At 68.7% G+C, this 21,773-nt stretch carries 21 protein-coding genes; 6 read left to right on the top strand and 15 right to left on the bottom strand.

What is annotated here, in order from left to right:
* The first annotated feature begins 27 nt into the window (after positions 1-27).
* The 3 genes from Q0Q47_RS16420 to Q0Q47_RS16410 all read left to right on the top strand — a co-directional run bounded on the left by Q0Q47_RS16420 (position 28) and on the right by Q0Q47_RS16410 (position 1,855).
* The gene (locus Q0Q47_RS16420) at positions 28-492 is read left to right on the top strand and encodes an RDD family protein (RefSeq protein WP_293862116.1); all 465 of its coding nucleotides are present in this window, start codon (positions 28-30) and stop codon (positions 490-492) included.
* A gap of 82 nt (positions 493-574) precedes the next feature.
* Positions 575-1,321 (top strand): arginyltransferase, encoded by a 747-nt coding sequence (locus tag Q0Q47_RS16415; protein ID WP_293862113.1) that lies wholly within the window; start codon positions 575-577, stop codon positions 1,319-1,321.
* A gap of 282 nt (positions 1,322-1,603) precedes the next feature.
* Positions 1,604-1,855 carry a helix-turn-helix transcriptional regulator gene (locus Q0Q47_RS16410; RefSeq protein ID WP_293862110.1) on the top strand — a complete coding sequence of 84 codons (252 nt, stop codon included), beginning with the start codon at positions 1,604-1,606 and terminating at the stop codon, positions 1,853-1,855.
* A gap of 109 nt (positions 1,856-1,964) precedes the next feature.
* On the opposite strand, the gene Q0Q47_RS16405 is transcribed toward Q0Q47_RS16410, so the two are convergent.
* From Q0Q47_RS16405 to Q0Q47_RS16395, 3 genes are all read right to left on the bottom strand, one after another.
* On the bottom strand, positions 1,965-2,528 hold the full coding sequence (locus Q0Q47_RS16405; protein ID WP_293862108.1) for a hypothetical protein: 564 nt from the start codon (positions 2,526-2,528) through the stop codon (positions 1,965-1,967).
* Positions 2,529-2,608: 80 nt separating this feature from the next.
* Entirely contained in the window at positions 2,609-4,855 is a 2,247-nt protein-coding gene (gene parC / locus Q0Q47_RS16400) for a DNA topoisomerase IV subunit A (protein ID WP_293862105.1), read from the bottom strand.
* An 86-nt stretch (positions 4,856-4,941) separates the two neighbouring features.
* Positions 4,942-6,045, bottom strand: coding sequence for a Fic family protein (locus tag Q0Q47_RS16395; protein WP_293862102.1), 1,104 nt, complete (start codon positions 6,043-6,045; stop codon positions 4,942-4,944).
* Between the two features lie 209 nt (positions 6,046-6,254).
* Here Q0Q47_RS16395 and Q0Q47_RS16390 point away from each other — a divergent pair, with 209 nt between their 5' ends.
* Complete coding sequence (locus Q0Q47_RS16390; protein ID WP_293862099.1) at positions 6,255-7,544, top strand: alkyl/aryl-sulfatase; 1,290 nt, start codon at positions 6,255-6,257, stop codon at positions 7,542-7,544.
* 19 nt (positions 7,545-7,563) lie between these two features.
* On the opposite strand, the gene Q0Q47_RS16385 is transcribed toward Q0Q47_RS16390, so the two are convergent.
* From Q0Q47_RS16385 to rpoZ, 10 genes are all read right to left on the bottom strand, one after another.
* Positions 7,564-8,136, bottom strand: coding sequence for a hypothetical protein (locus Q0Q47_RS16385; protein ID WP_293862096.1), 573 nt, complete (start codon positions 8,134-8,136; stop codon positions 7,564-7,566).
* A gap of 375 nt (positions 8,137-8,511) precedes the next feature.
* Positions 8,512-9,249, bottom strand: a complete 738-nt coding sequence (recO, locus tag Q0Q47_RS16380; RefSeq protein WP_293862093.1) for a DNA repair protein RecO — start codon at positions 9,247-9,249, stop codon at positions 8,512-8,514.
* Between the two features lie 6 nt (positions 9,250-9,255).
* Positions 9,256-10,188, bottom strand: a complete 933-nt coding sequence (gene era / locus Q0Q47_RS16375) for a GTPase Era (protein WP_293862090.1) — start codon at positions 10,186-10,188, stop codon at positions 9,256-9,258.
* Positions 10,185-10,892, bottom strand: coding sequence for a ribonuclease III (gene rnc / locus Q0Q47_RS16370; protein ID WP_293862087.1), 708 nt, complete (start codon positions 10,890-10,892; stop codon positions 10,185-10,187). Before rnc ends, era begins: the two co-directional genes overlap by 4 nt.
* Position 10,893: 1 nt before the next feature.
* Positions 10,894-11,676, bottom strand: coding sequence for a signal peptidase I (gene lepB, locus Q0Q47_RS16365; RefSeq protein WP_293862084.1), 783 nt, complete (start codon positions 11,674-11,676; stop codon positions 10,894-10,896).
* A gap of 133 nt (positions 11,677-11,809) precedes the next feature.
* Entirely contained in the window at positions 11,810-12,223 is a 414-nt protein-coding gene (acpS, locus tag Q0Q47_RS16360) for a holo-ACP synthase (RefSeq protein ID WP_293862081.1), read from the bottom strand.
* Complete coding sequence (locus Q0Q47_RS16355) at positions 12,220-12,984, bottom strand: pyridoxine 5'-phosphate synthase (protein WP_293862078.1); 765 nt, start codon at positions 12,982-12,984, stop codon at positions 12,220-12,222. The genes acpS and Q0Q47_RS16355 overlap by 4 nt, the downstream gene beginning before the upstream one ends.
* Before the next feature lie 5 nt (positions 12,985-12,989).
* On the bottom strand, positions 12,990-13,574 hold the full coding sequence (gene pyrE, locus Q0Q47_RS16350) for an orotate phosphoribosyltransferase (RefSeq protein ID WP_293862075.1): 585 nt from the start codon (positions 13,572-13,574) through the stop codon (positions 12,990-12,992).
* 238 nt (positions 13,575-13,812) lie between these two features.
* A complete protein-coding gene (locus Q0Q47_RS16345) occupies positions 13,813-16,020 on the bottom strand; it encodes a bifunctional (p)ppGpp synthetase/guanosine-3',5'-bis(diphosphate) 3'-pyrophosphohydrolase (protein ID WP_293862072.1) in 2,208 nt (735 codons plus the stop codon).
* 201 nt (positions 16,021-16,221) lie between these two features.
* The gene (rpoZ, locus tag Q0Q47_RS16340) at positions 16,222-16,614 is read right to left on the bottom strand and encodes a DNA-directed RNA polymerase subunit omega (protein ID WP_293862069.1); all 393 of its coding nucleotides are present in this window, start codon (positions 16,612-16,614) and stop codon (positions 16,222-16,224) included.
* 329 nt (positions 16,615-16,943) lie between these two features.
* Between rpoZ and Q0Q47_RS16335 the strand changes: the two genes are divergently transcribed.
* Together Q0Q47_RS16335 and Q0Q47_RS16330 are read left to right on the top strand one after the other, a co-directional pair.
* Positions 16,944-17,558 (top strand): NYN domain-containing protein, encoded by a 615-nt coding sequence (locus tag Q0Q47_RS16335; protein WP_293862066.1) that lies wholly within the window; start codon positions 16,944-16,946, stop codon positions 17,556-17,558.
* A gap of 128 nt (positions 17,559-17,686) precedes the next feature.
* A complete protein-coding gene (locus tag Q0Q47_RS16330; RefSeq protein ID WP_293862063.1) occupies positions 17,687-18,352 on the top strand; it encodes a uracil-DNA glycosylase in 666 nt (221 codons plus the stop codon).
* A 480-nt stretch (positions 18,353-18,832) separates the two neighbouring features.
* On the opposite strand, the gene Q0Q47_RS16325 is transcribed toward Q0Q47_RS16330, so the two are convergent.
* Both Q0Q47_RS16325 and mdoH read right to left on the bottom strand, forming a co-directional pair.
* Complete coding sequence (locus Q0Q47_RS16325; RefSeq protein ID WP_293862060.1) at positions 18,833-19,801, bottom strand: hypothetical protein; 969 nt, start codon at positions 19,799-19,801, stop codon at positions 18,833-18,835.
* 64 nt (positions 19,802-19,865) lie between these two features.
* On the bottom strand, positions 19,866-21,647 hold the full coding sequence (gene mdoH / locus Q0Q47_RS16320; RefSeq protein ID WP_293862057.1) for a glucans biosynthesis glucosyltransferase MdoH: 1,782 nt from the start codon (positions 21,645-21,647) through the stop codon (positions 19,866-19,868).
* Positions 21,648-21,773: the final 126 nt, after the last annotated feature.

Raw genomic sequence — 21,773 nt, 5'->3', positions numbered from 1 at the left:
CGGCCAGCAGCGCGGATGAATACATCGATGTCGCAGGTTCCTCCCATCGTGCGCGGCCCCGTCTTCGACGCGGTGCCCGACACCCGTGGCATGCTGGGCTCGCGGGTCGCCGCCTTCTGCGTGGACTTCATCGCCATCGGCATCCTGTGGCTGATGTTCGTCGTCGTGCTTCTGGTGCTCGGCTTCGTGACCTTCGGCCTGTCCTGGTTCCTGATCGCGCCGCTCTTCCCGATCGTGGCCGTGCTCTACAACGCCCTCACCATCTCGGGGCGCAAGCGCGGGACCTGGGGCATGCGGATGTTCGGGGTGGAGATCCGCACGGTGTCCGGGCAGACGGCGCCGTTCGTCGTCGCCGCCGTGCACGCCCTGTTCTTCTACGTGTCCGTGAGCGCGCTGACGCCGTTCGTCCTGCTCGTCGGCCTCCTGCGGGACGACCGGCGCCTGCTGCACGACCTCCTCGCCGGGCTGATCGCGGTGCGCCGGGGATCGTGAGCACGGTCCCCTTGAGCCACGCGGCTCCAGTGCTATCCTGCACCGTCGGCAGACGCTGCGCCGTCCAAGAAAGGACCGAGGGTTGACCACGCAGGCCCGGGACCAACCGCAGTTCTACCTCACCGCTCCGACGTCCTGCCCCTATCTGCCGGGCCGCCAGGAGCGCAAGGTGTTCACCCACCTGATCGGCCGGCGGGCCGGCGAACTCAACGACGTCCTGACCCACGGCGGCTTTCGTCGCTCCCAGACCATCGCCTACCGGCCGGCCTGCGACGGGTGCCGCGCCTGCGTGTCGGTCCGGGTCCTGGTGGACGACTTCGTCGTCTCGCGCAACATGCGCCGCGTGATGGAAGCCAACGAGGATCTCGTCGGCGACATGCGGCCGAACGAACCCACCTCCGAGCAGTATTCGCTGTTCCGGCACTACCTCGACGCGCGCCACGCCCATGGCGGGATGGCGGACATGACCGCGCTGGACTTCGCCATGATGGTGGAGGACAGCCATGTCGAGACCCGCATGGTCGAGTATCGCCGCCGCGGGCCTGACACGGCGATCCATGGCCGCGGCCAGGGACCGCTCATCGCCTCGGCGCTGACCGACGTGCTCGCCGACGGCCTGTCGATGGTCTACTCGTTCTACGACCCCGATCTCGCCGACCGGAGTCTCGGGACGATGATGATCCTCGACCACATCGTCCGCGCCCGGCGAATGGGCCTGCCCCACGTGTACCTGGGCTACTGGGTCGAGGGCTCCACCAAGATGGGCTACAAGTCGCGCTTCCTGCCGCAGGAGCGACTGCTCCCCGGCGGATGGCATCGGGTGGGCTGAAGGCCGCGGATTACGTATCCAGGGTTGCAATACCCTGTAGCCTGGCAGTCTAGCGCGCGTGTCTACTTGCTGCGACACAATCGCTGCTTGACGGTCTTGACCGTCCAACTACCTTCACATCGTGACTGCCGCATCGATTCGCAGATCGACTGCCACCCCGGACCGGGTGGCCCTGCTTCACTGGTCTGCCTGCGCATATTCAGCCTGCATCGACATTGCTCGGTCCCGTCGGCGGACCTGAACCGACGGACGTTCTCCCGTCGAACGACCCTGGAACGCACCATGACGTACGATCTGATGGACCTGATGGGTCCAGGCCTGCTCGCGTGGGCACGCACCACCGCGCACCTCACCCTTCAGGACGCGGCGGAAAGCCTGGGCGTCGGGGTCGATACCGTCGACGCCTGGGAGCACGGCACGGCGCGCCCCACGCTGTGCCAGCTGCGGACGCTCGGCCGCATCTATCACCGCAAGGTGGGGCTCTTCTTCCTGCCCGCCCCGCCGCTGGACAGCCGGCTGGGATACGACGCCTAGGGCGAGCCGCGGACCGGCCGCATCCTGCCTCTTCGCAGGACGCGCGGCCGCCATGGATTCAAGACCTTGCGGCGTTTCCCCAGGAAGCGCCGCAGGGTTCAGACCCGCCTCACGGCGCCTTGGTGACGTTGTAGGTGCACTTCCAGGACGCCGCCGCGATCCGGTACGTGTCCTTCGGATTGGCGGGGTCCTGGACGATGGTGTCGCCCGGGATGGCCTTCATCGCTTCGCCCCAGGGCGCCTGGAAGGCGAGCTCGCCGTCCGCCGCGGTGACGACGAAGAACTTCATGTCGGAGCCCTTGGGCTCGTACTCCTGCCAGCCGTCCTTGTCGGCCGCACCCTTGGCCTCGCTGTAGCGATCCTTCACCCGGTTCGCCTTGACGAGATACTCCTCGTTGCCGGTCTCCGGGCAGCGGTTGCGCACCACGAGGTCGCCGGCCTCGGCCGGCTTGCTCTTCGTCTCGACGCCCTCGTTCTTGATGATGGTGACGACCACCTCGCCGGCCTTGGCCGGGCGCCCGTCCACGGGCTTGGTCTTCTTGGCGATGCCGACCCGGTTCTCCGACGCGGCCTTGCCGAACACGGCGACGATGTCGACGTCGGCGGCGTGGGCGAAGCCGGTGGCTCCCATCAGAAGGATGGCCGAGACCGGCCCGATGAAACGCAGAGACATGGTCGCGAACTCCCCCGATGGAACGTCTGATCCACCCCCACGCTACCGGGACGGGTGCGGACGCTCAAGGCCGAGGTGGCTCACCCCGAGAACTTGTTCGACTTCGGGAAGCCCTTGGGCGGCAGGCGGCCGGCTTCGGCGCGATTGCCGATCCATTCGCGCAGGTCCGCCTGGGACACGGTCCAGGTGCGGCCGGAGGTGTCGGTCCAGGTGAGGCCGTCCTCCAGCTTGAACACCTTGGCGTCGGACATGTTGCCGTCCTTGTAGCGCTGCAGGCGCACGCCCTTGCCGCGGCCCATCTCCGGGACCTGGGCCAGCGGGAAGACCAGCAGCTTGCGGTTCTCGCCGACGATGGCGACATGGTCGCCCTCCGCCGGCACGGCGAGCGCGGTCGTGTAGGGGGCGTCGACCGTGAGGACGTTCTTGCCCTTGCGGGTGTTGGCGATGACGTCGTCGCCCGGCGCCACGAAGCCGCGTCCCTCGGTGGACACGACCAGCAGCTTCACGCCGGGCCGGTGCGGCCACACGTCGATGATCTCGGCGCCCTCGTCGATGTCGGCGAGCAGCCGGACGGGGTCGCCGAAGCCGCGACCGCCGGGCAGCTTCGAGGCTTCCAGCGTGAAGATCTTGCCGTTGGTGGCGAGCACCAGGATGCGGGCCGTCGTCTCGGTGTGGAAGGAGATCTTCAGCCCGTCGTCGCCCTTGTACTGGACCGACGAGAGATCCTGCACGTGGCCCTTCAGCGCGCGGATCCAGCCCTTCTGCGTCACGACCACGGTGAGCGGCTCGCGCTCCACCATCGCCTCGGCGAGGTCGAGGTCACTCGCTTCCGGCGCCTCGGCGAACTCGCTGCGGCGCTTGCCGATGGCGGTGTTGGGGCCAAAGGTCTTCTTCACCTCGCGGATCTGCCAGCTGATCGTCTTCCACTGCTGCTCCTCCGAGCCGAGCAGGGATTCGATCTGGGCCTTCTCGACGACGAGCTGGTCGAGTTCGCGCTTGAGCTCCATCTCCTCGAGCTTGCGCAGCGAGCGCAGGCGCGTGTTGAGGATCGCCTCGGCCTGCACCTCGGTGAGCTCGAAGTGGCGCATCAGCTCGGCCTTCGGCTCGTCCTCCTCACGGATGATGCGGATCACCGTGTCGAGGTCGAGGTAGACGATCAGCATGCCCCGCACGATTTCGAGGCGCTTGTCGATCTGGTTGAGGCGGAAGCGCGAGCGGCGCTGCAGGACGACGCGGCGATGGTCGAGCCATTCGCGCAGCGCCTCGGAGAGCCCGAGGACGCGCGGCACGAGGCCGCCGGTCAGCACGTTCATGTTCATGGAGATGCGGCTCTCGAGCTCGGTGAGCTTGAAGAGCGACTCCATGAGGATGGCCGGGTCGACCGTGCGCGAGCGCGGTTCCAGCACGATGCGCACGTCCTCTGTCGACTCGTCGCGGATGTCGGCGAGCAGAGGCAGCTTCTTCTCGTTGATCAGCTCGGCCATCTTCTCGATGAGCCGGCCCTTCTGCACGAGGTAGGGGATCTCCGTCACCACCGCGACCCAGGTGCCGCGACCGGTGTCCTCCTTGGTCCAGCGGGCGCGGACGCGGAAGGACCCTCGGCCGGTGCGGTAGGTCTCGCGGATCGAGTCCCGCGGCTCGACGATGATGCCGCCGGTGGGGAAATCGGGCCCGGGCACGAAGGTGAGCAACTGCTCCGACGTCGCCTTGGGATGGGTGATCAGGTAGAGCGCCGCGTCGCACAGTTCGGCGGCGTTGTGCGGCGGGATCGAGGTCGCCATGCCCACCGCGATGCCCTGCGAGCCGTTGGCCAGCAGGTTCGGGAAGGCGGCCGGGAGCACCACGGGCTCCTCGTCCTCGCCGTTGTAAGTCTCGCGGAAATCGACCGCGTCCTCGTCGATCCCGTCCAGCAGCAGGCGCGCAACCTCGGTGAGGCGGGCCTCGGTGTAGCGGTAGGCGGCGGCGTTGTCGCCGTCGATGTTGCCGAAATTGCCCTGCCCGTCGACCAGCGGATAGCGCTGGGCGAAATCCTGTGCCAGGCGCACCAGGGCGTCGTAGACCGCCTGGTCGCCATGCGGGTGGAACTTACCGATGACGTCGCCGACGATGCGGGCGCACTTCTTGTAGGCCGTGCCCGGATCCAGCCGCAGCAGCCGCATGGCGTGCAGGATGCGCCGGTGCACGGGCTTGAGCCCGTCGCGCGCGTCCGGCAGCGCCCGGTGCATGATCGTCGACAGCGCATAGGCGAGATAACGCTCCTCGAGCGCCGCCTTCAGATCGACGTTCTCCACACCTTCGCCCGACGGCGGTTCGACCGGCTTACCCATTCGGCACCTCGTAAAGGAGCGGAACGTCTAGCGAACATGGCGAGTCGCGGCAAGCACGCGCGCGGTTTGTCAACAGGGTGGGACCGTCAGAACTCGGCCAGGACGTAGTGCGTGCTTCGGCCCCCGGAAGCCGCCTTCGCCAAGAGACCGCGTTCCACAAGATCGGATACGTCGCGCAGGCCGGTGTCCGAAGAGCATCTCTGGATCTTGGCCCATTTTGACGTGGTAAGATGGCCTTCGAAGCCGTCCAGCAGGCGGTTGAGCATGTCGCGTTGACGCAGGTTCAAGGGAGCCGCGGCGTGTTGCTGCCAGAACCGGGCTTTCCTGAGAACAGCCGTGAAAAGGTGATCGGCACCATCGATGGCCCGACCGAGGCAGCTCAAGAACCAGGTCAGCCATGCGGTGACATCGCCCTGCCCTCTCTGGGTCGCCTCCAGGATCTCGTAGTAGGCCCTTCGCTCGGTCCGGATCTGCGCCGACATGCTGTAGAAGCGTTTGGTGCTACCCTCCGATCTCGCGAGTTGCATGTCCGCGATCGCGCGAGCGATCCTGCCATTGCCGTCCTCGAACGGATGGATGGTGACGAACCACAAGTGGGCCAGGCCGGACTTCAGCACGGGGTCAATGTCGCTTGGGCCATTGAACCAGGTCAGGAAGGCGGCCATCTCCACCGGAACGCGTCGGGCCGCCGGGGCCTCGTAGTGCACACGCTCTCGCCCGACGGTGCCCGACACCACCTGCATCGGCCCGCTCCCGTCGTCGCGCCAGCGTCCCACCGCTACCCGGTGCATTCCGCTCCATCCCGTCGGAAACAAAGCGGCGTGCCAACCGAACAAGCGGTCCTCGGTCAAGGACTTCGCGCTGTTCTGCGTGGCATCGAGCATCATCTCGACGACACCGTCGACATGGCGATCGGCGGCGACCAGCGCGCCGATCTCCAGCCCCAGACGCCTTGCCAGCGACGAGCGAACCTGATCACGATCCAGGATCTCGCCCTCGATCTCGCTCGTCTTGAGGACATCCTCGGTGAGGATCTTCAGCATGGCTTCGCTCCGGGCGGCCAAGCCGAGGCCCTCCATGCGGCCGAAAAGGCGCCCTTGCCGGTGACGGACGTCGGCGAGAAGCGGAGCGATGGCTCCTTCGTCCCACGACAAAGCCGGCCACGCGGAACTCTGGTGAATGTAGCTCATGTTCGCCGCGCCTCGTGCGGCGAATAATCATGGTTTTCGCCGCATGAAGCAAGTCTTTTCGCCGCATAATTTGCGGCGATAAGGAGACCCATTCGCCGCGCGGCTCACCCTGCGGCGTTGCCGCCCAACCTGCCGTCGCTGTTTCGGCCGGTTTCGAAATGCGCGACACTCGGCGCCCAACGCGCGCGCCCAAACTGGCGGACGATCCCATGAGTGAACCCCATCCCATCGACGGCACGGGCGTCCCGACCCCCGCCGAGCGCCTTCGAGCTCTCAACGCCGAATTCGTGCCTCAGGTCATCGACGTGGCTCCCGGCGTCTTCGCGGCCGTCGGGTTTTCAGCCAGCAACGTCACCCTGCTGCAGGGCGACGGCGGCAGCGTCGTCGTCGACACGGGCGCCAACCCGGTCGACGCGCAGGCGATCCTCGAGGCCTTCGGCGAGCGCTTCGTCCGGCCGGTGCGGGCCATCGTCTACACGCACAACCATCCCGACCATACGGGCGGCGCGCGGGTTTTCGCCGGCGAGGACGCGCCGGCGATCCATTGCCACCGCACGCTGGTCGACGCACGCCCGGAAGCCGGGCGCGGGCCGCGCTTCGGGGGCGACGCCTTCGGGACCGCGCTGCCCGACGCGCTCTTCATCAATGCCGGCACGCAGCTCGAATACGGCCGCAGGACGCCGCACACCCGCGAAGGCTTCCTGCTGCCGACGCACGTGTTCGACGGTCCGCAGACGGTGATCGACATCGCCGGCCTGCGCCTGCAGCTGATCCATACGCCCGGCGAGTCGCCCGAAAACGTCGCCGTCTGGATCGCGGACAAGGGCGTCCTGCTGCCGGGCGACGACTTCTACAAGTCCTGGCCGAACCTCGCGCCCCTGCGGGGCCTGAAGCTCCGGCCGGTCGAGCCCTGGATCGCCAGCCTCGACACGATGATCGGGCTCGATGCCGAGCATCTGGTTCAGGGCCACATGCGGCCCATCTCGGGCCGTGCCGCCGTCCGCGAGGCGCTGAGCGCGTACCGGGACGGGCTGCGCTCCGTCCTAGAGCAGACGCTCGACGGCATTCGCCGTGGCCGCACGCCGGACGAACTGGTCCAGGAGGTCAGGCTGCCACCGGCGCTCGCCGCCAGCCCCTATCTCCAAGAGTACTACGGCGCCGTGTCGTGGACCGTCCGGGGCATCTATGCCGACGTGGTCGGCTGGTTCGACGGCAATCCCACCGGCATCTCCCCGCTACCGCCGCCGGACAGGGCGGCGCGCATGCTGGAGATGGTCGGCGGGGTCGATGCCCTGCTGGGTCATGCCAGGAGCGCCGTCAACAGGGGTGACGTGCAATGGGCGGCCGAACTCGTGGACCACGTCCTCGTCCTCGACGAGCATCACCCGACGGCAAGACGGCTGAAGGCGGAAGCGCTGCGGGAGCTTGCCGAGCGGCAGGTCAATGCGACGGCACGGAACTACTACCTCACCTGCGCGCTCGCGCTGGAGCGGGACTGACGCTGCGAAAGCGCCCGGATCAGATCCCCTGCCCCGGCTGCAGCGTCGCAGGACGCACCAGGACCTCCACGGCGGCGACCGCCTTCTCGGCCGGCGCGCGCTCCAGCCCGGAGCCGCAGCCGGGATCGGGCTCGTGGACCGAATAGCGGATGCGCGGGGGCGTCCCGCGGCCCTTCGTCGTGACGGTCTGGGACGCCTTGCAGTTGAGCATGAGCTTCTGGCCGGCGGTCAGCGCGACGAAGGTCACCTCGCCGTCCGGCCGTGACCACACGCCGATCTCGACCCGGGCGGGCGGGGTCGGCGCAGGGCGTCCCTCGGCGCGCGGCGGCGTCCCGGGGGCCGGCGGCTGGGACGGCGGCGCGGCCTGCCGGCGCTGGACGTCGAACACAGCGGTGCAGAAGCGCCCCTCCTCGCACACGAAGCTGGTCGTGGTGGCGAAGCGGTCGGCCGTGCCCTGCGCGCGGATGATCACCTGGACCAGCGGCGGCGTCGCGGGTTTCTGCTGTGTCGGCGGCGACTGGACAGGCGGCGTCTGGGCCAGGGCGGGCGCCGCCATGAGGCCGAGAATGGGCGCGAGCCAGCCGGTTTTCATCGCGTCGATTCCTTGCGCATCCGTGCTGCGTCCAGAGGGTGCGTCCTTCGACACGCCCGCTCCGCGGGCTGCTCAGGATGAGCAAGATCGTGGGTTTTCAACGTCAAAGGTCCTCGTCCTGAAAGCTTGTGAATCAATCCCGCGGGTCGACCCGTGGCTCACTTTTTGCGTTCACAACACCCTCTCAGCCGTCCTGCCCGGGCTTGGCCCGGGCATCCACGACTTTGCCGGGGCCATCCTGAAGTCGTGGATGGCCGGGCCAAGCCCGGCCAGGACGCGGAGAGGGAGGTGCAAGCCGGACAGAGACAAAGATTCACACCCTCTGAGCAGCCGCCGGAGGCGGCGTGTCGAAGGACGCAGGATCCCTCCACCGTGTCACCCGTCCCCCTCCCGCGCCAACACCGCCGCCACGAAGGCCGCGCGGGTGTCCGGGGGCGCGAGGCCCCGTGCTTCATAGACATTCCGCGCCAGGAAGTGGCCGGTCAAGGCGAAGCCGGCGGCGATGTCGTCGCGGCTCGGCCAGGCACGGCCCTGGCCTTCATGCAGGAAGGGCGGCAGCACCAGCAGCCGATCGAGCCAAGGCCCGGCCGCGTCGCGCGAGACGGCGCGGCCGGATTTCGGCGACACAAAGGCCAGGTCCTCGTGCCCGCCGGTCACGGCGCAGGCGGAGAGATCGAGGCCGACGCCCAGTTCCGCCAGCAAGGCGATCTCGAAGCGCACCATGAGCGCGCCCGCCGCGCGCGGCTCGCCGAGCGCCCCCAGGACGATCGGCAGGGCCTCGTAGAGGGCGGGATGGGGATCGCGCTCCGGCAGAAGGCGCAGGAGCTGGCCGATATGGCCGAGACCGTAGAGCGCCGCGGCGGAGCCCATCAGCTCGCCGGCGCGCAGCGTGGTGCCTTCCACCGTGTAGGTGCCGAGCTGGTCCTCCAGCCTGGCCCTCCAGGTGGCCTCCACGCCGTTGCCGGGCTGGAGCACGGGCTGCATGCGGGCCGAGCGGCCGCCCCGCACCAGCCCGAGGTGACGGCCATGGTAGCGGGTCATCAGTTCGAGCAGCACGCTGGACTCGCCGTGGCGGCGGACGCCGACGACGATGCCCTCGTCGCGCCACTCCATCGCGGGTCAGTCCTTGGGAAACTCGAGGCCCATCTCGCGATAGCGGGCCGGATCGTCGATCCAGTTCTCGCGCACCTTGACGAAGAGGAAGAGGTGCACCTTGCAGTCGGCCGCCTCGGCGATCTCACGCCGGGCCGCCTCGCCGATGGCCTTGATGGTCTGCCCGCCCTTGCCCAGCACGATGCGGCGCTGGGTCTCGCGCGTCACGAAAATGGTCTGCTCCACCCGGGCCGACCCGTCCTTCATCGTCTTCCACTGGTCGGTCTCGACCGTGGACTGGTAGGGCAGCTCGTCGTGCAGGCGCTCGAACAGCTTCTCGCGCGTGATTTCGGCGGCGAGCGAGCGCAGCGGCGCGTCGGAGACCTCGTCCTCGGGGAACAGCCAGGGGCCTTCGGGCATCATGGCGGCGAGCTTGTCTCGCACCTTGCCGATGCCATCGCCCGTCAGGGCGGAGACCATGAAGGTCTCGACGAAGGCGTGCTTCTCGTTCAGCGCGGCCGCGAGGTCGAGCAGCCGGGAGCGCTCGATCGTGTCGATCTTGTTGAGGATCAGCACCTTGCGCCGCTTCAGCTCCGCCATCTTGGCCAGGATGGCCTCGACCTCCTCGTCGATGCCCTTGCGGGCGTCGACCAGCAGGGCCACCACGTCGGCGTCCCCTGCCCCGCCCCAGGCGGAGGTCACCATGGCGCGGTCGAGCCGGCGGCGCGGGGCGAAGATGCCGGGCGTGTCGAGGAAGATGATCTGCGCGTCGCCGGCGAGCGCGATGCCGCGCACGAGGCTGCGGGTGGTCTGCACCTTGCGCGAGACGATCGACACCTTGGCGCCGACGAGCGCGTTCAGCAGGGTGGACTTGCCCGCGTTGGGGGCGCCGATGAGCGCCACGTAGCCGCAGCGCTGGGCGGTGCCCGGCGTGCCGGCAGCCTCGGTCTCGACGCTCATTCCGGGTCTCCCTGCATCACCTTCTCGCGCTCCAGGAAAGCCACGGCGGCAGCCTGCTCGGCAAGCCGCTTCGAGCGGCCCTCGGCCCACGCCGGCTCGAAGCCGTTCACGCAAGCCTCGATTCTGAAAATGGGGGCATGATCCGGCCCGCTGCGCTCCACCTCGCGGTAGACGGGGACCGGCAAGCCCAGGCCCATGGCCCATTCCTGCAGCGCGGACTTCGCGTCGCGCACGGATCGGCCCGGCTCCGCCATCTTCGGACCGAAGGCGGCCTCGATGACGGACCTCGCGGCGTCGAACCCGGCGTCGAGGTAGACGGCGGCGAGGATGGCCTCGCACACGTCGGCCAGCAGGGCCTCCTTGCGGCGCAGTCCCGACTGGCGTTCACCCAGCCCCAGGATCACGTGCGGCGGCACGTCCCAGGCCATGGCCACCTCGGCGCAGGTCTCCCGGCGCACCAGATGGGCGAGGCGGCGCGACAGCTCGCCCTCGGTGGCGGCCGGATAGGCCCGGAACAGCATGTCGGCGATGACGAGCCCGAGGACGCGATCGCCCAGGAATTCGAAGCGCTGGTAGTGCGGGCCGTCGGCGGGCGTTCCCGGCAGGGCCGAGATGTGCGTCAGGGCGCGTTCCAGGAGGGTCCGATCGGCGAAGACGTGACCGACGGCCGCCTCGAGCTTGCCGAGCCCCGACTTCTTCGCCACGTCAGCCGACCGGCTTGAGCAGGCGGCTCCAGCGCACCGTCCAGGGCCATTCCCAGATCTTCCAGGCAGCGCCGTCCTCGGTGATCGAGAAGAAGATGATCTCGGCGCGTCCGATGAAGTTCTCGAACGGCACGTAGCCGACGCCCTGGGAGGTCATGTCGCGCGAGTCGAGCGAGTTGTCGCGGTTGTCGCCCATCATGAAGAAATGGCCGGGCGGCACCGTGTAGACCTGGGTGTTGCGGCCGAGCTTGTTGCCGTAGAGGTCGAGCTCCTGGATCGTGTAGCTCACGCCGTTGGGCAGGGTCTCGCGGTAGTAGGTCGCCTGGTCGCGGTACCCCGCGCCGGCGGACACGTCGCTCTTGCCGACGAGCTCCTTTTTGATCGCCTGCCCGTTGATGTGCAGGATGCCGTCGATCATCTGGATCTTGTCGTTCGGCAGGCCGATCACGCGCTTGATGTAGTCGGTCGAGTTGTCGCGCGGCAGCTTGAAGACGGCGATGTCGCCGCGCTTGGGCTCGGCGGCCCAGACCCGGCCGGAAAACAGCGGCGGGCTGAAGGGGACCGAGTACTTCGAATAGCCGTAGGAGTATTTCGACACGAAGAGGTAGTCGCCGATCAGCAGCGTCGGGATCAGCGATCCGGACGGGATGTTGAAGGGCTGGAACAGGAACGTGCGCACCACGACGGCGATGAGCAGGGCCTGGACCACGACCTTCACGGTCTCGAGGAGACCCCCGTCGTCGGTCCTCTTCGCTTCGTTTGCCACGCGGCTCGGCTCCGTCATCTCGTCGTCCTCCGGGTCTCGCCGGGAGCCCCGTTCTGCGCCCGCGGGGGCGGCTCGCGCCACGGTGCAGGCCGCGGGTATAGACCCGCCCCCTGCCGCTGGCAATTCATCGCTCCGGGCGCGAAAGGCCCGGTCATCCTGCGTTGGCGGTGCCGGGCCGCGCCTCGATCACCACGAAAGCCTGGGCGAGAGGATACTCGTCCGTGATCGTGACGTGGATCACGGCCTCGTGTCCCGCGGGCAGCAGCGCGTCCAGCCGAGCCCTCGCTCCGCCCGTGAGCGCCATGGTGGGCGCCCCCGACGGCAAATTCACGACGCCGAGGTCGCGCATGAAGACGCCGCGGCTGAACCCGGTGCCGAGCGCCTTGGCGCAGGCCTCCTTCGCGGCGAAGCGCTTGGCATAGGAGGCCGCCCGCTCCTTGCGCCGCTCCGACTTCCTCTGCTCCACCGGCGTGAACACCCGCTCGACGAAACGCCGGCCAAAACGGTCCAGCGTCTTCTCGATCCGGCGGATGTCGCACAGGTCGGAGCCGAGGCCGAGGATCATCGCGGCGCCTGTCCGGTGCCCTGCCGCCCGGCCGCCATGGCGGCGCGCATGCGCTTCACCGCCTCCGACAGCCCGACGAAGATCGCCTCGCCGACGAGGAAGTGGCCGATGTTGAGTTCCTTGATCTGCGGCAGCGTCGCGATCCGCTGGGCCGTGGCGTAGTCGAGGCCATGGCCGGCATGGATCTCCAGGCCGAGCGCCGAGCCGAGTTCGGCGGCCCGGCGCAGGCGCTGGAACTCGTGTTCCGCGCGCTCGCTCTCGCCCGCCTCCACCGCCTCGCACCAGGTGCCGGTGTGCAGCTCGACGACGGGCGCGCCCAGCTTGGCGGCCATCTCGACCGGCGCCGCGTCGGCCTCGATGAACAGCGACACGCGGATGCCGGCGCTGCGCAGCCGCGCGATGGCCGGCTCCAGGTGGGCCCTGCCGCCCACCACGTCCAGGCCACCCTCGGTCGTGCGCTCCTCGCGCTTCTCCGGGACGAGGCACACGGCATGCGGCAGCACGTCGAGGGCGATCGTCACCATCTCGGTCGTGGCCGCCATCTCGAAGTTCAGCGGCACGCCGATGGCGTCCTTGAGGCCCTGCATGTCGCCATCGCGGATGTGGCGGCGGTCTTCCCGCAGGTGGGCCGTGATGCCGTCGGCGCCCGCCTCGACGGCCAGCAGCGCCGCCCGGATCGGGTTGGGCCGCGAGCCGCCACGCGCGTTGCGCACGGTGGCCACATGGTCGACGTTGATCCCCAGGCGCAAGTCGTCGGTCATGAGGGTCAGGCCTTGATGCCGCGGCTGCCGGGCTTGGTGGCCGGGATGGCGGCGAGCTCCGGCGGCAGCTGGTCCGGCGCGTAGGAGGGAATGTCGAGCTGGGCGAGGCTGACCAGCGGCACGCCGATGTCGGCCTTGCCGCCGGACCGGTCGATCAGGCAGGCGGCGCCCACGACGCCGTGGCTCACCTCGTTCACCGCCTCCAGGCATTCGCGCGACGAGAGGCCCGTGGTCACGATGTCCTCGACCATGAGCACGCGGGCGCCGGCCGGGATCTCGAAGCCGCGGCGCAGGCGGAAGCGGCCCTCCTCGCGCTCGACGAAGATCGCCTTGGCGCCGAGCTGCCGGGCCGTCTCGTAGCCGGGCACGATGCCGCCCACGGCCGGCGAGACCACCATGTCGATGGTGCCGAACTGCGCCTTCACCTTCTCGGCCAGGGCCCTGCACAGGCGCTCGGTGCGCACGGGATCCTGGAAGACGAACATCTTCTGCAGGAACACGGGGCTGCGCAGGCCCGACGACAGAATGAAATGCCCCTCCAGCAGCGCGCCGGCGGCGCGGAATTCGGCGAGAACCTCGTCTGTCGTCATGGTCTTCCTCCTGTGCCGCGCAGGCATTGCAGATGCCGGCCCGCCACGCAAGTTGGCGTGGTGTCATGGAGTGGGGCGGGAGCCCGCCCATGCTTGGCGCTCCCTGCGCCGTCCTGGCCGGGCCTGGTCCGGCCATCCACGACTTTGCAGCGGTTGAGAGCTTGAGTCGTGGGTGCCCGGGCCAAGCCCGGGCATGACGCGCGGGGAGAGCGAGCGAACAAGGGTACCGTCGGTCCGGCTATCCGTTCACCCGCCGCACCGAGCTCACCACCGGGCGCTGCTTGAGCTGGTTCATGATCCCGTTCAGGTGCTTGAGGTTCCACACCTCGACGTCGATGGTGATCTCCCGGAAGTCGGCGGCGCCGCGGCCCGTGACGGAGATCGAATCGATGTTTCCGTCGTTGTCGCCGATGATCTGGGCGATCTGCGCCAGCGTGCCCGGCTCGTTGATCACCGTGAGCGACAGCTGCGCCGGGAAGCGCTGCGGCACGGCCTCGTCGATGTCCCAGCGCACGTCGAGCCAGCGGTCCGGCTGGTCGTCGAAGGCGGTGAGCGCCGGCGACTGGATCGGATAGATCGTGATCCCCTCGCCAGGCGTCAGGATGCCCACGATGCGATCGCCCGGCACCGCGCCGCCATTGGGTGCGAAGCGCACAGGCAGGTCGCCGTTGAGGCCGCGGATCGGGATGGACGGGGCGGTGCGCGGGGCGGCGCCCGGGACCTTGAAGACGAGGCCCTCGGCCTTCTTCAGGCCGAACCAGCCCCCCTCCGTGCGGTTGGCCTCGACGCCGGTGACCTTCTCGTCCTTGTAGTCGGGATAGACGGCCTTCACGACGTCGCCGGAGAAGATCTCGCCCCGGCCGACGGCGGCGAGCACGTCGTCGAGCGAGGTGCGGGCGAGCCGCGGCAGCGCCGCCTTGAGCTTCTCGTCCGAATAGGCCTTCTTGCCCCGCTCGAAGGCGCGCTCGACGATCTGGCGGCCGAGCCCGGCATATTGCTTGCGCACCGCGGCGCGCGTGGCGCGGCGGATGGCGGCGCGCGCCTTGCCGGTGACGACGATGGATTCCCACGCCGCCGGCGGCACCTGGCCGGGCGCACGCGAGATCTCGACCTCGTCGCCGTTGTGCAGCTCGGAGAGCAGCGGGACGATGCGGCCGTTGACCTTGCAGCCGACGGCCGTGTTGCCGACGTCGGTGTGGACCGCGTAGGCGAAGTCGATGGGCGTGGCGCCGCGCGGCAGGGCGATCAGGCGGCCCTTGGGCGTGAAGCAGAACACCTGGTCATGGAACAGCTCGAGCTTCGTGTGCTCGAGGAATTCCTCAGGGCTGTCGCCCTCGGCCAGCGTCTCGACCGTGCGCCGCAGCCACTCGTAGGCGCGGCTCTCGCGCGCCAGCGCCGACTTGTCGGAGGCGCGGTTGTCCTTGTAGAGCGCGTGCGCGGCGATGCCGTATTCGTTGATCCGGTCCTGATCCTGGGTGCGGATCTGCAGCTCGACGCGCTGCCGGCCAGGGCCGATGATGGTGGTGTGCAACGACCGGTAGTCGTTCTGCTTGGGCGTCGAGATGTAGTCCTTGAAGCGCCCGGGGACGCTCGGCCAGGTGGTGTGGACGATGCCCAGCACCGCGTAGCAGGCGGCGACGTCCGGCACGATCACGCGGAAGCCGAAGATGTCGGAGAGCTGCTCGAAGGAGACGGACTTGCGCTCCATCTTCTTCCAGATCGAGTAGGCCCGCTTGCGCCGTCCCTTGACGTCGGCCTTCATGCCGTACTGGGCGAGCTTGGTGGCGAGTTCCTTCTCGATCTCCTCGATGACCGGCCCGCTGCGCTCGGAAATCTCGTCGAGGCGGGCCGAGATCATCGCGTGGGCCTCGGGCGAGAAGTGGCGGAAAGCCAGGTCCTCCAGCTCCTCGCGCATCTCCTGCATGCCCATGCGGCCGGCGAGCGGCGCGTAGATGTCGAGCGTCTCCTCCGCGATGCGGGTGCGCTTCTCGACCGGCACGTAGTGCAGCGTGCGCATGTTGTGCAGGCGGTCGGCGAGCTTCACCAGGAGCACGCGGACGTCGTCGGCGATCGCCAGCAGCAGCTTGCGCAGGTTCTCCGCCTGCGCCGCCTTCTTCGACACGAGGTCGAGCTTCTTGATCTTGGTGAGGCCTTCGACGAGCGCGCCGATCTCGTGGCCGAAGAGGGTGTCGATCTCCTCGCGGGTCGCCTCGGTGTCCTCGATGGTGTCGTGCAGGACCGCGGCCACGATCGTGGCGTCGTCCAGCCGCAACTCGGTGAGGATCGCCGCCACCTCCAGCGGGTGGGACATGTAGGGATCGCCCGAAGCGCGCTTCTGCGATCCGTGCGCTTTCATCGCATAGACGTAAGCGCGGTTCAGGAGAGCCTCGTCCGCGTTCGGATTGTAGCGCTTGACGCGTTCGACGAGTTCGTACTGCCGCATCATGGCGGCTGGACCTTCCGATGGGGTAGCTGGGCCTCTCCGGCAGGGTTGGACTCCGACCGTCCAACCAGTATCGGGATCGCCGGGGGCGGCGGCAAGGCCGCACGATGCCGCGAGGGGGGCATCGGCGGAGAAAAAAGCAGCCGCAATGAAAAAAAGCCCGGCGCGAGGCCGGGCTTTCGAAGAGGCGGTCGGGAGCGAGGCTTACTCGCCCTCGTCGTCCGTCTCGGCCGGGGGCACCAGGCCCTCGAGGCCGCGCAGCAGGTCTTCCTCGGTCATGCGGTCGAACTCGACGCTCGAGTCGTCGGCCCCGCCACCGGCGGCCGGCGCGCCGATCAGCGGCACGGTCTCGGGCTCGGGCTCGTCGACGTCCACGTGCTTCTGCAGCGAGTGGATGAAGTCCTCCTTGAGGTCTTCCGGCGAGATGGTCTCGTCGGCGATCTCGCGCAGGGCCACGACCGGGTTCTTGTCGCGGTCGCGCTCGATGGTCAGCGGAGCGCCGGCCGAGATCATGCGGGCACGGTGGCTCGCGAGAAGGACCAGTTCGAACCGGTTGTCGACCTTGTCGATGCAGTCTTCAACGGTAACGCGCGCCATGGAGGCTCCCGGAAACGAGGACGGGCATGATGGGATTGGGCCTGCTACACCCTCCGCCCCGATTTGGCAAGAGGCGCCGCCCGGCTACACCTTCGAAGATGCGATCCTACGCCTTATGGCACAGCTTGCGCTCGATGAATCCACCCAGAAGGAAAGATTGACACCGAAAGCATTTAAGCCTTAATTCCAGCAACTTTTGGTTGAAGAGAGATTCACTGACTCTCTTTCTCGGATACACGCGCAACGCCCGCACTCGGCGATAGTCAATTGTATACAGTAATTGACATCATCAGGTTCGTGGCAGCCAGAACCACTGATTGGGCATGCCCATGCAGAATGCCGACCGGACCGCTCTATTCATTGACGGCGCAAACCTCTACGCCACGGCCAAGGCGCTTGGCTTCGACATCGACTACAAGCGCCTGCTGAAAGAATTCCAGGGCCGTGGCAATCTGGTCCGCGCCTTCTATTACACGGCGCTGATCGAGGATCAGGAGTATTCCTCCATCCGGCCGCTGATCGATTGGCTCGATTACAACGGCTACCGCGTGGTGACCAAGCCGACCAAGGAGTTCGTCGACTCCACCGGTCGCCGCAAGGTCAAGGGCAACATGGACATCGAGCTCGCGATCGACGCGCTCGAGCTCGCGCCCTTCATCAACCACATGGTTCTCTTCTCCGGCGACGGCGACTTCCGGTCCCTGGTCGAAGCCATGCAGCGGCGCGGCGTGCGCGTGTCGGTCGTCTCGACCATCAGCTCGCAGCCCCCGATGGTGGCCGACGAACTGCGCCGCCAGGCTGACGAGTTCATCGACATCGTGCAGCTGATCCCGCGCATCGGCCGCGATCCGGCCGAGCGCACCGAGCGTCCGCCGCGCAACTTCGAGCGCCGGCCGATGGCTCCGACCGCCGCCCCGGCGGACCCCAACGGGGACGACGCCTGACACGGGCGTCGTCGCAGGACGTCGGCACGGGCAGCGTTTCCATCGCAACGCTGCCGGCCGACGGTGGGCGCATGCTTCTGGCGAAAAGCCGGATTTCCCCTTTTCGCAGCATGCTCTAACACGGGCCCATGGCCCGTCCGACGTTTCCTGATTCTGCCCTCCCGACCGAACCTTCGCGCGACTGCCCCGCCTGTCCCAGGCTGGTGGCGTTCCGCCATGAGGCTCGCGCCCGCGAGCCCGACTGGCACAACGCGCCGGTGCCGTCCTTCGGCGACCCGTCCGGCCGCCTCCTGATCGTGGGCCTCGCGCCCGGCCTTCGCGGCGCCAACCGGACCGGCCGGCCCTTCACCGGCGACTATGCCGGGGACCTGCTCTACGCGACGCTGGACGAATTCGGCTTCTCGCGCGGCCGGTTCGAGGCGCGCCCCGACGACGGCCTCGCCCTCGTCGACTGCCGCCTGACCAACGCGGTGCGCTGCGTGCCGCCCGAGAACAAGCCGACCGGGGCCGAGATCGTCACCTGCCGGTCGTTCCTGACCGCGACGATCGCCGCCATGCCGCGGTTGAAGGCCGCGGTGGCGCTGGGCCGCATCGCCCACGAATCGCTGGTGAGGGCGCTCGGGGAGAAGCCTTCGGCCCACCCCTTCGGCCACGCCCGCCGCCACGCCGTCGGGCCGGTCGCGGTCTTCGACAGCTACCATTGCAGCCGGTACAACACGAACACCGGGCGTCTCACGCCCGAGATGTTCCGGACCGTTTTCGCCGCCGTGCGGCGCGAGCTGGACGCGGGCTAGCCGAACGTCGTCACCGCCGCCTTGGGGCCTGTCCCGTCGCCCGCTCGTCCGGCTCGGGGCTCCCTCACCGCGTCCTGGCCGGGCTCGGTCCGGCCATCCACGACGTCAGGAGCCGGCAAAGTCGTGTGTGCTCGGGCCAGGCCCTTCGACGTGCACACAAGTGATTATGGATGGCTGAGCGCGCTTTCCCTCCCCTGCAGGGGAGGGTGGATCGCGCGAAGCGCGAGACGGGTGGGGGCGGTGCCGCAGGACTTGGCGCGACGACAGGGCCGGCCCCGGCATATCCGCTCTTTCTTTGCCGCTGTCCCCACCCGTCAGCCGCTTTGCGGCTGCCACCCTCCCCTGCAGGGGAGGGAGAGCGCCCTTCCTTCGGGCTCGAGTGAGATGGGTGCATCCCGAAGGGCGAGGCCCGGGCAGGACGGCGGAGAGGTCGACGCCAAGGCGAATTGAGCGTCGGAAGACTGAAAGAGCTTCGCGCCCTCACTTCTTCGGCGGCGGCACGGGCCCGGTGGAGAAGCGGTTGAACACCATGTCCGGGGCGCTGGTGTTGTGGCGGGACAGGACCTGGCGGCCGGCCCAGAGCTCGGTGATGTCGTCGCCGCCCTTGAAATTCATGATCGGGGCTTCGCCCCAGCCCTTGCCGTCCTTCACCCGCCACTCGACCTTGGCCACGTCGGCATTGGTCTCGGTGGTGTACATCGAGCGCAGCGCGGCGAACGGCATGTTGGCCGGGCGCGGGCCGTCGAACTCGACGTCGAGGATGATGCGGTCCTGGTCGAGGGTGGAGATGGTGAGCGTCGCCGAGCCGCCGCGCGCGAAGGTCATGGTGAAGCGCTTGGCCTTGGGGTCGAAGACGATCTCCTTGATGTCCACGATCGGGCGCTCCTGCACCTCCACCGGGCCGACGAGGAACGAGCTTCCATAGGCGGTCCAGCGCATGTGCGGCGGCGGCAGCGGCCGGGCGCGCCAGTAGCCGTCCGGCGGATAGACCACCAGCACCTCTTCCGCGCGCTCCTGGAATTTCACCCACACCTGGATGATGTGCAGGCCGTTCTCGACGCGGTCGCCGACGCGCACCGGCACGGTCGCCGGGCGCCAGAAGGAGGGATAGGCGTAGCCGGTGAGCCAGAGGTCGTTGTCCTCGTAAAACGTCACGCGCTTGGCCTGGGTGGCGAAGGACGGGTCGCGGCTCATGTCGCAGCTGGTGAAGTCCGGGGCCCAGCGGTCGGCCGTGATACCGCCGATGAAGGACGGGTGGACCGCCTGGATGCGCAGGCTCTTCAGGGTCGCGGACGAGAAGTCGAGCGCCACGTTGTCCTTCTCGGCGCAGAGCTCCGGCTCGCTACCGTTCTTGACGGTGACCGGCAGGTCGTCGGCCCTGGCGACGGCTCCTCCCGCCAGCAGGGCCAGAAGGGCGAAGGCAGGGGCGAGACGGCTCTTGCGGGTCATCGATCGGTGTCCTCGGGCTCGGATGAGCGTCATGGCCTTCTAACGATTGGGTGGCGGCGTCCGTTCAGGCCGCCGCCGCGGCCGGAGGCGGAGGCGGCATCGGGGCCTCCAGGGCGGCGACTTCCGCCGGCATGTGGAACTCCTCGGGGATGGCCGCGAGCTTCCAGCGGGCTAGCAGCGCGCCGAGCGCCGGGGCCGCCGTCACCACCGCGAAGGGAATGGCGATGGGAAAGCCAATGAGGAGCGGCAGGCCCCAGGCGAGCGCGCCCGGGGCTTTCCACCCCAGGAGGGCGATGACGGTCGAGCCGAACAGCGTCTGGAGCCACAAGCCGCGAGCGGCCGTTTCCCAGGACAGGGCATGGGCGTCGCGGGCCTGTCCGTTCCAGGTCACGGAGCGCCCGAAGAGGAGACCCACCATGAACAGGCTGGTGCGCAACGTCGTCACCGCGCCGACCAGGAACGAGAACACGAGTTCGCAGACGAAGCCCACGAGGAACCAGGGCGCGCCGCCGTAGCGGGCCGCCCCGCCCCTGGTCATCAGCACGTCGATGGCGCCGGCGATCTTGGGGGCGAGATACATCGCCAGGAAGGCCAGGTAGACGAACAGCGCCAGGCCCGCCGGGTAGCCCGCCGCGAGATCCTGCGTCTCGAAGGGCTTCAGCGCGGCGAGCGCGAACATCAGCGTCCAGGCCGGGATCCCGAGGAACATGAGGATCGCCCAGGTGAGCTGGAAGCGGCTCATCGGGAAGAGCCCGGGCAGGCCGAGCAGGCGCCAGTACTGCATGTTGCCCTGGCACCAGCGCAGGTCGCGGCGGGTGAACTCCAGCACCGTCGGCGGGTTCTCCTCCCAGCTGCCGCACTCCTGCGGCAGCACGCGCACCTCGAAGCCGGCCCGGCGCATGAGCACGGCCTCGACCTGGTCGTGCGACAGGATGGGGCCGCCCAGCGGCGGGCCGCCCGGCAGGACCGGGAGGTGGCAGTGCTCGGCGAAGGGCGCGATGCGCACCAGCGCGTTGTGGCCCCAGAAGGGCCCGCAGTCCCCCGCCCACCAGGCGCTGCCCATGGTGTAGGGCCGCATCCCCTGGCGCATGCCGAACTGGAACAGCCGCGCGAAGGCGCTGCGCGACGGCAGGCCCACCACGAGGCTCTGCAGGATGCCGATCCGGGGATGGGCCTGCATGATGCGCACGAGGCGCACCACGGTGGGACCGTCCATCAGGCTGTCGGCGTCGAGCGGCAGCATCAGCTCGTAGTCGGCACCCCAGCGGTCGCAGAAATCGCGCACGTTGCCGGCCTTGAAGCCGGTGTTGGCCGTGCGCCGCCGGTAATGCAGCCGCTGCGGAACGGCGTCCGAGGCCTTCCAGCTTTCGAAGGCGCGCTCCTCGGCCTCGGCGACCGTCGGGTCGTTGGTGTCGCTCAGGATGAAATAGGCGAAGGCGGCCCCCTGCCCCGTCGCGTCGATGCTGTCCTTGACGATGCGCAGGCGGCGGATGGCCCGCTCCGGATCCTCGTTGCGCAGGGTCAGGAGCACGGCCGTGCGCACCTGCAGCGGCCCGGTGCCCTCGGCGGCGGGAAGGTATGGCGCGACCTGATCCCAGGCATCGCGCCGCACGTGCAGCAGCCACAGCCCGATGGCGGCGTTCCAGAAGCCGAGCACGCTCCAGGGCGCCGCGAACAGGAAGCACACCAGCATCAGCACGTCGATCAGCGTCCAGCCGCCGGAGGACAGGACGGCGACGAGCGCCCAGGCGAGGCCGAGGAAGGTCAGCCCGTTGAGGGCCCCGACGATGCGACGCCTGCGGGTGAGATCCGCCGTTGACTGTAGACCCGTGGGGGTGGATGCCATGATCACGCCGGGACTGGAAAGCGACACGATCCCGCGCCACAACGTGGACTGGACCGTCCATGCATGTAGAGGGGAACACCGGGTTGGGCAATGAGGGGCAGGCGGACGCGCTGTGGTACGTGGCGC

The sequence above is a fragment of the uncultured Alsobacter sp. genome (assembly GCF_945952055.1).
In the GTDB taxonomy this organism is placed as follows: domain Bacteria; phylum Pseudomonadota; class Alphaproteobacteria; order Rhizobiales; family Beijerinckiaceae; genus Alsobacter.
The sequence above is the reverse complement of the archived record's forward strand: the minus strand, read 5'-3'. Positions and strand labels throughout refer to the sequence as shown.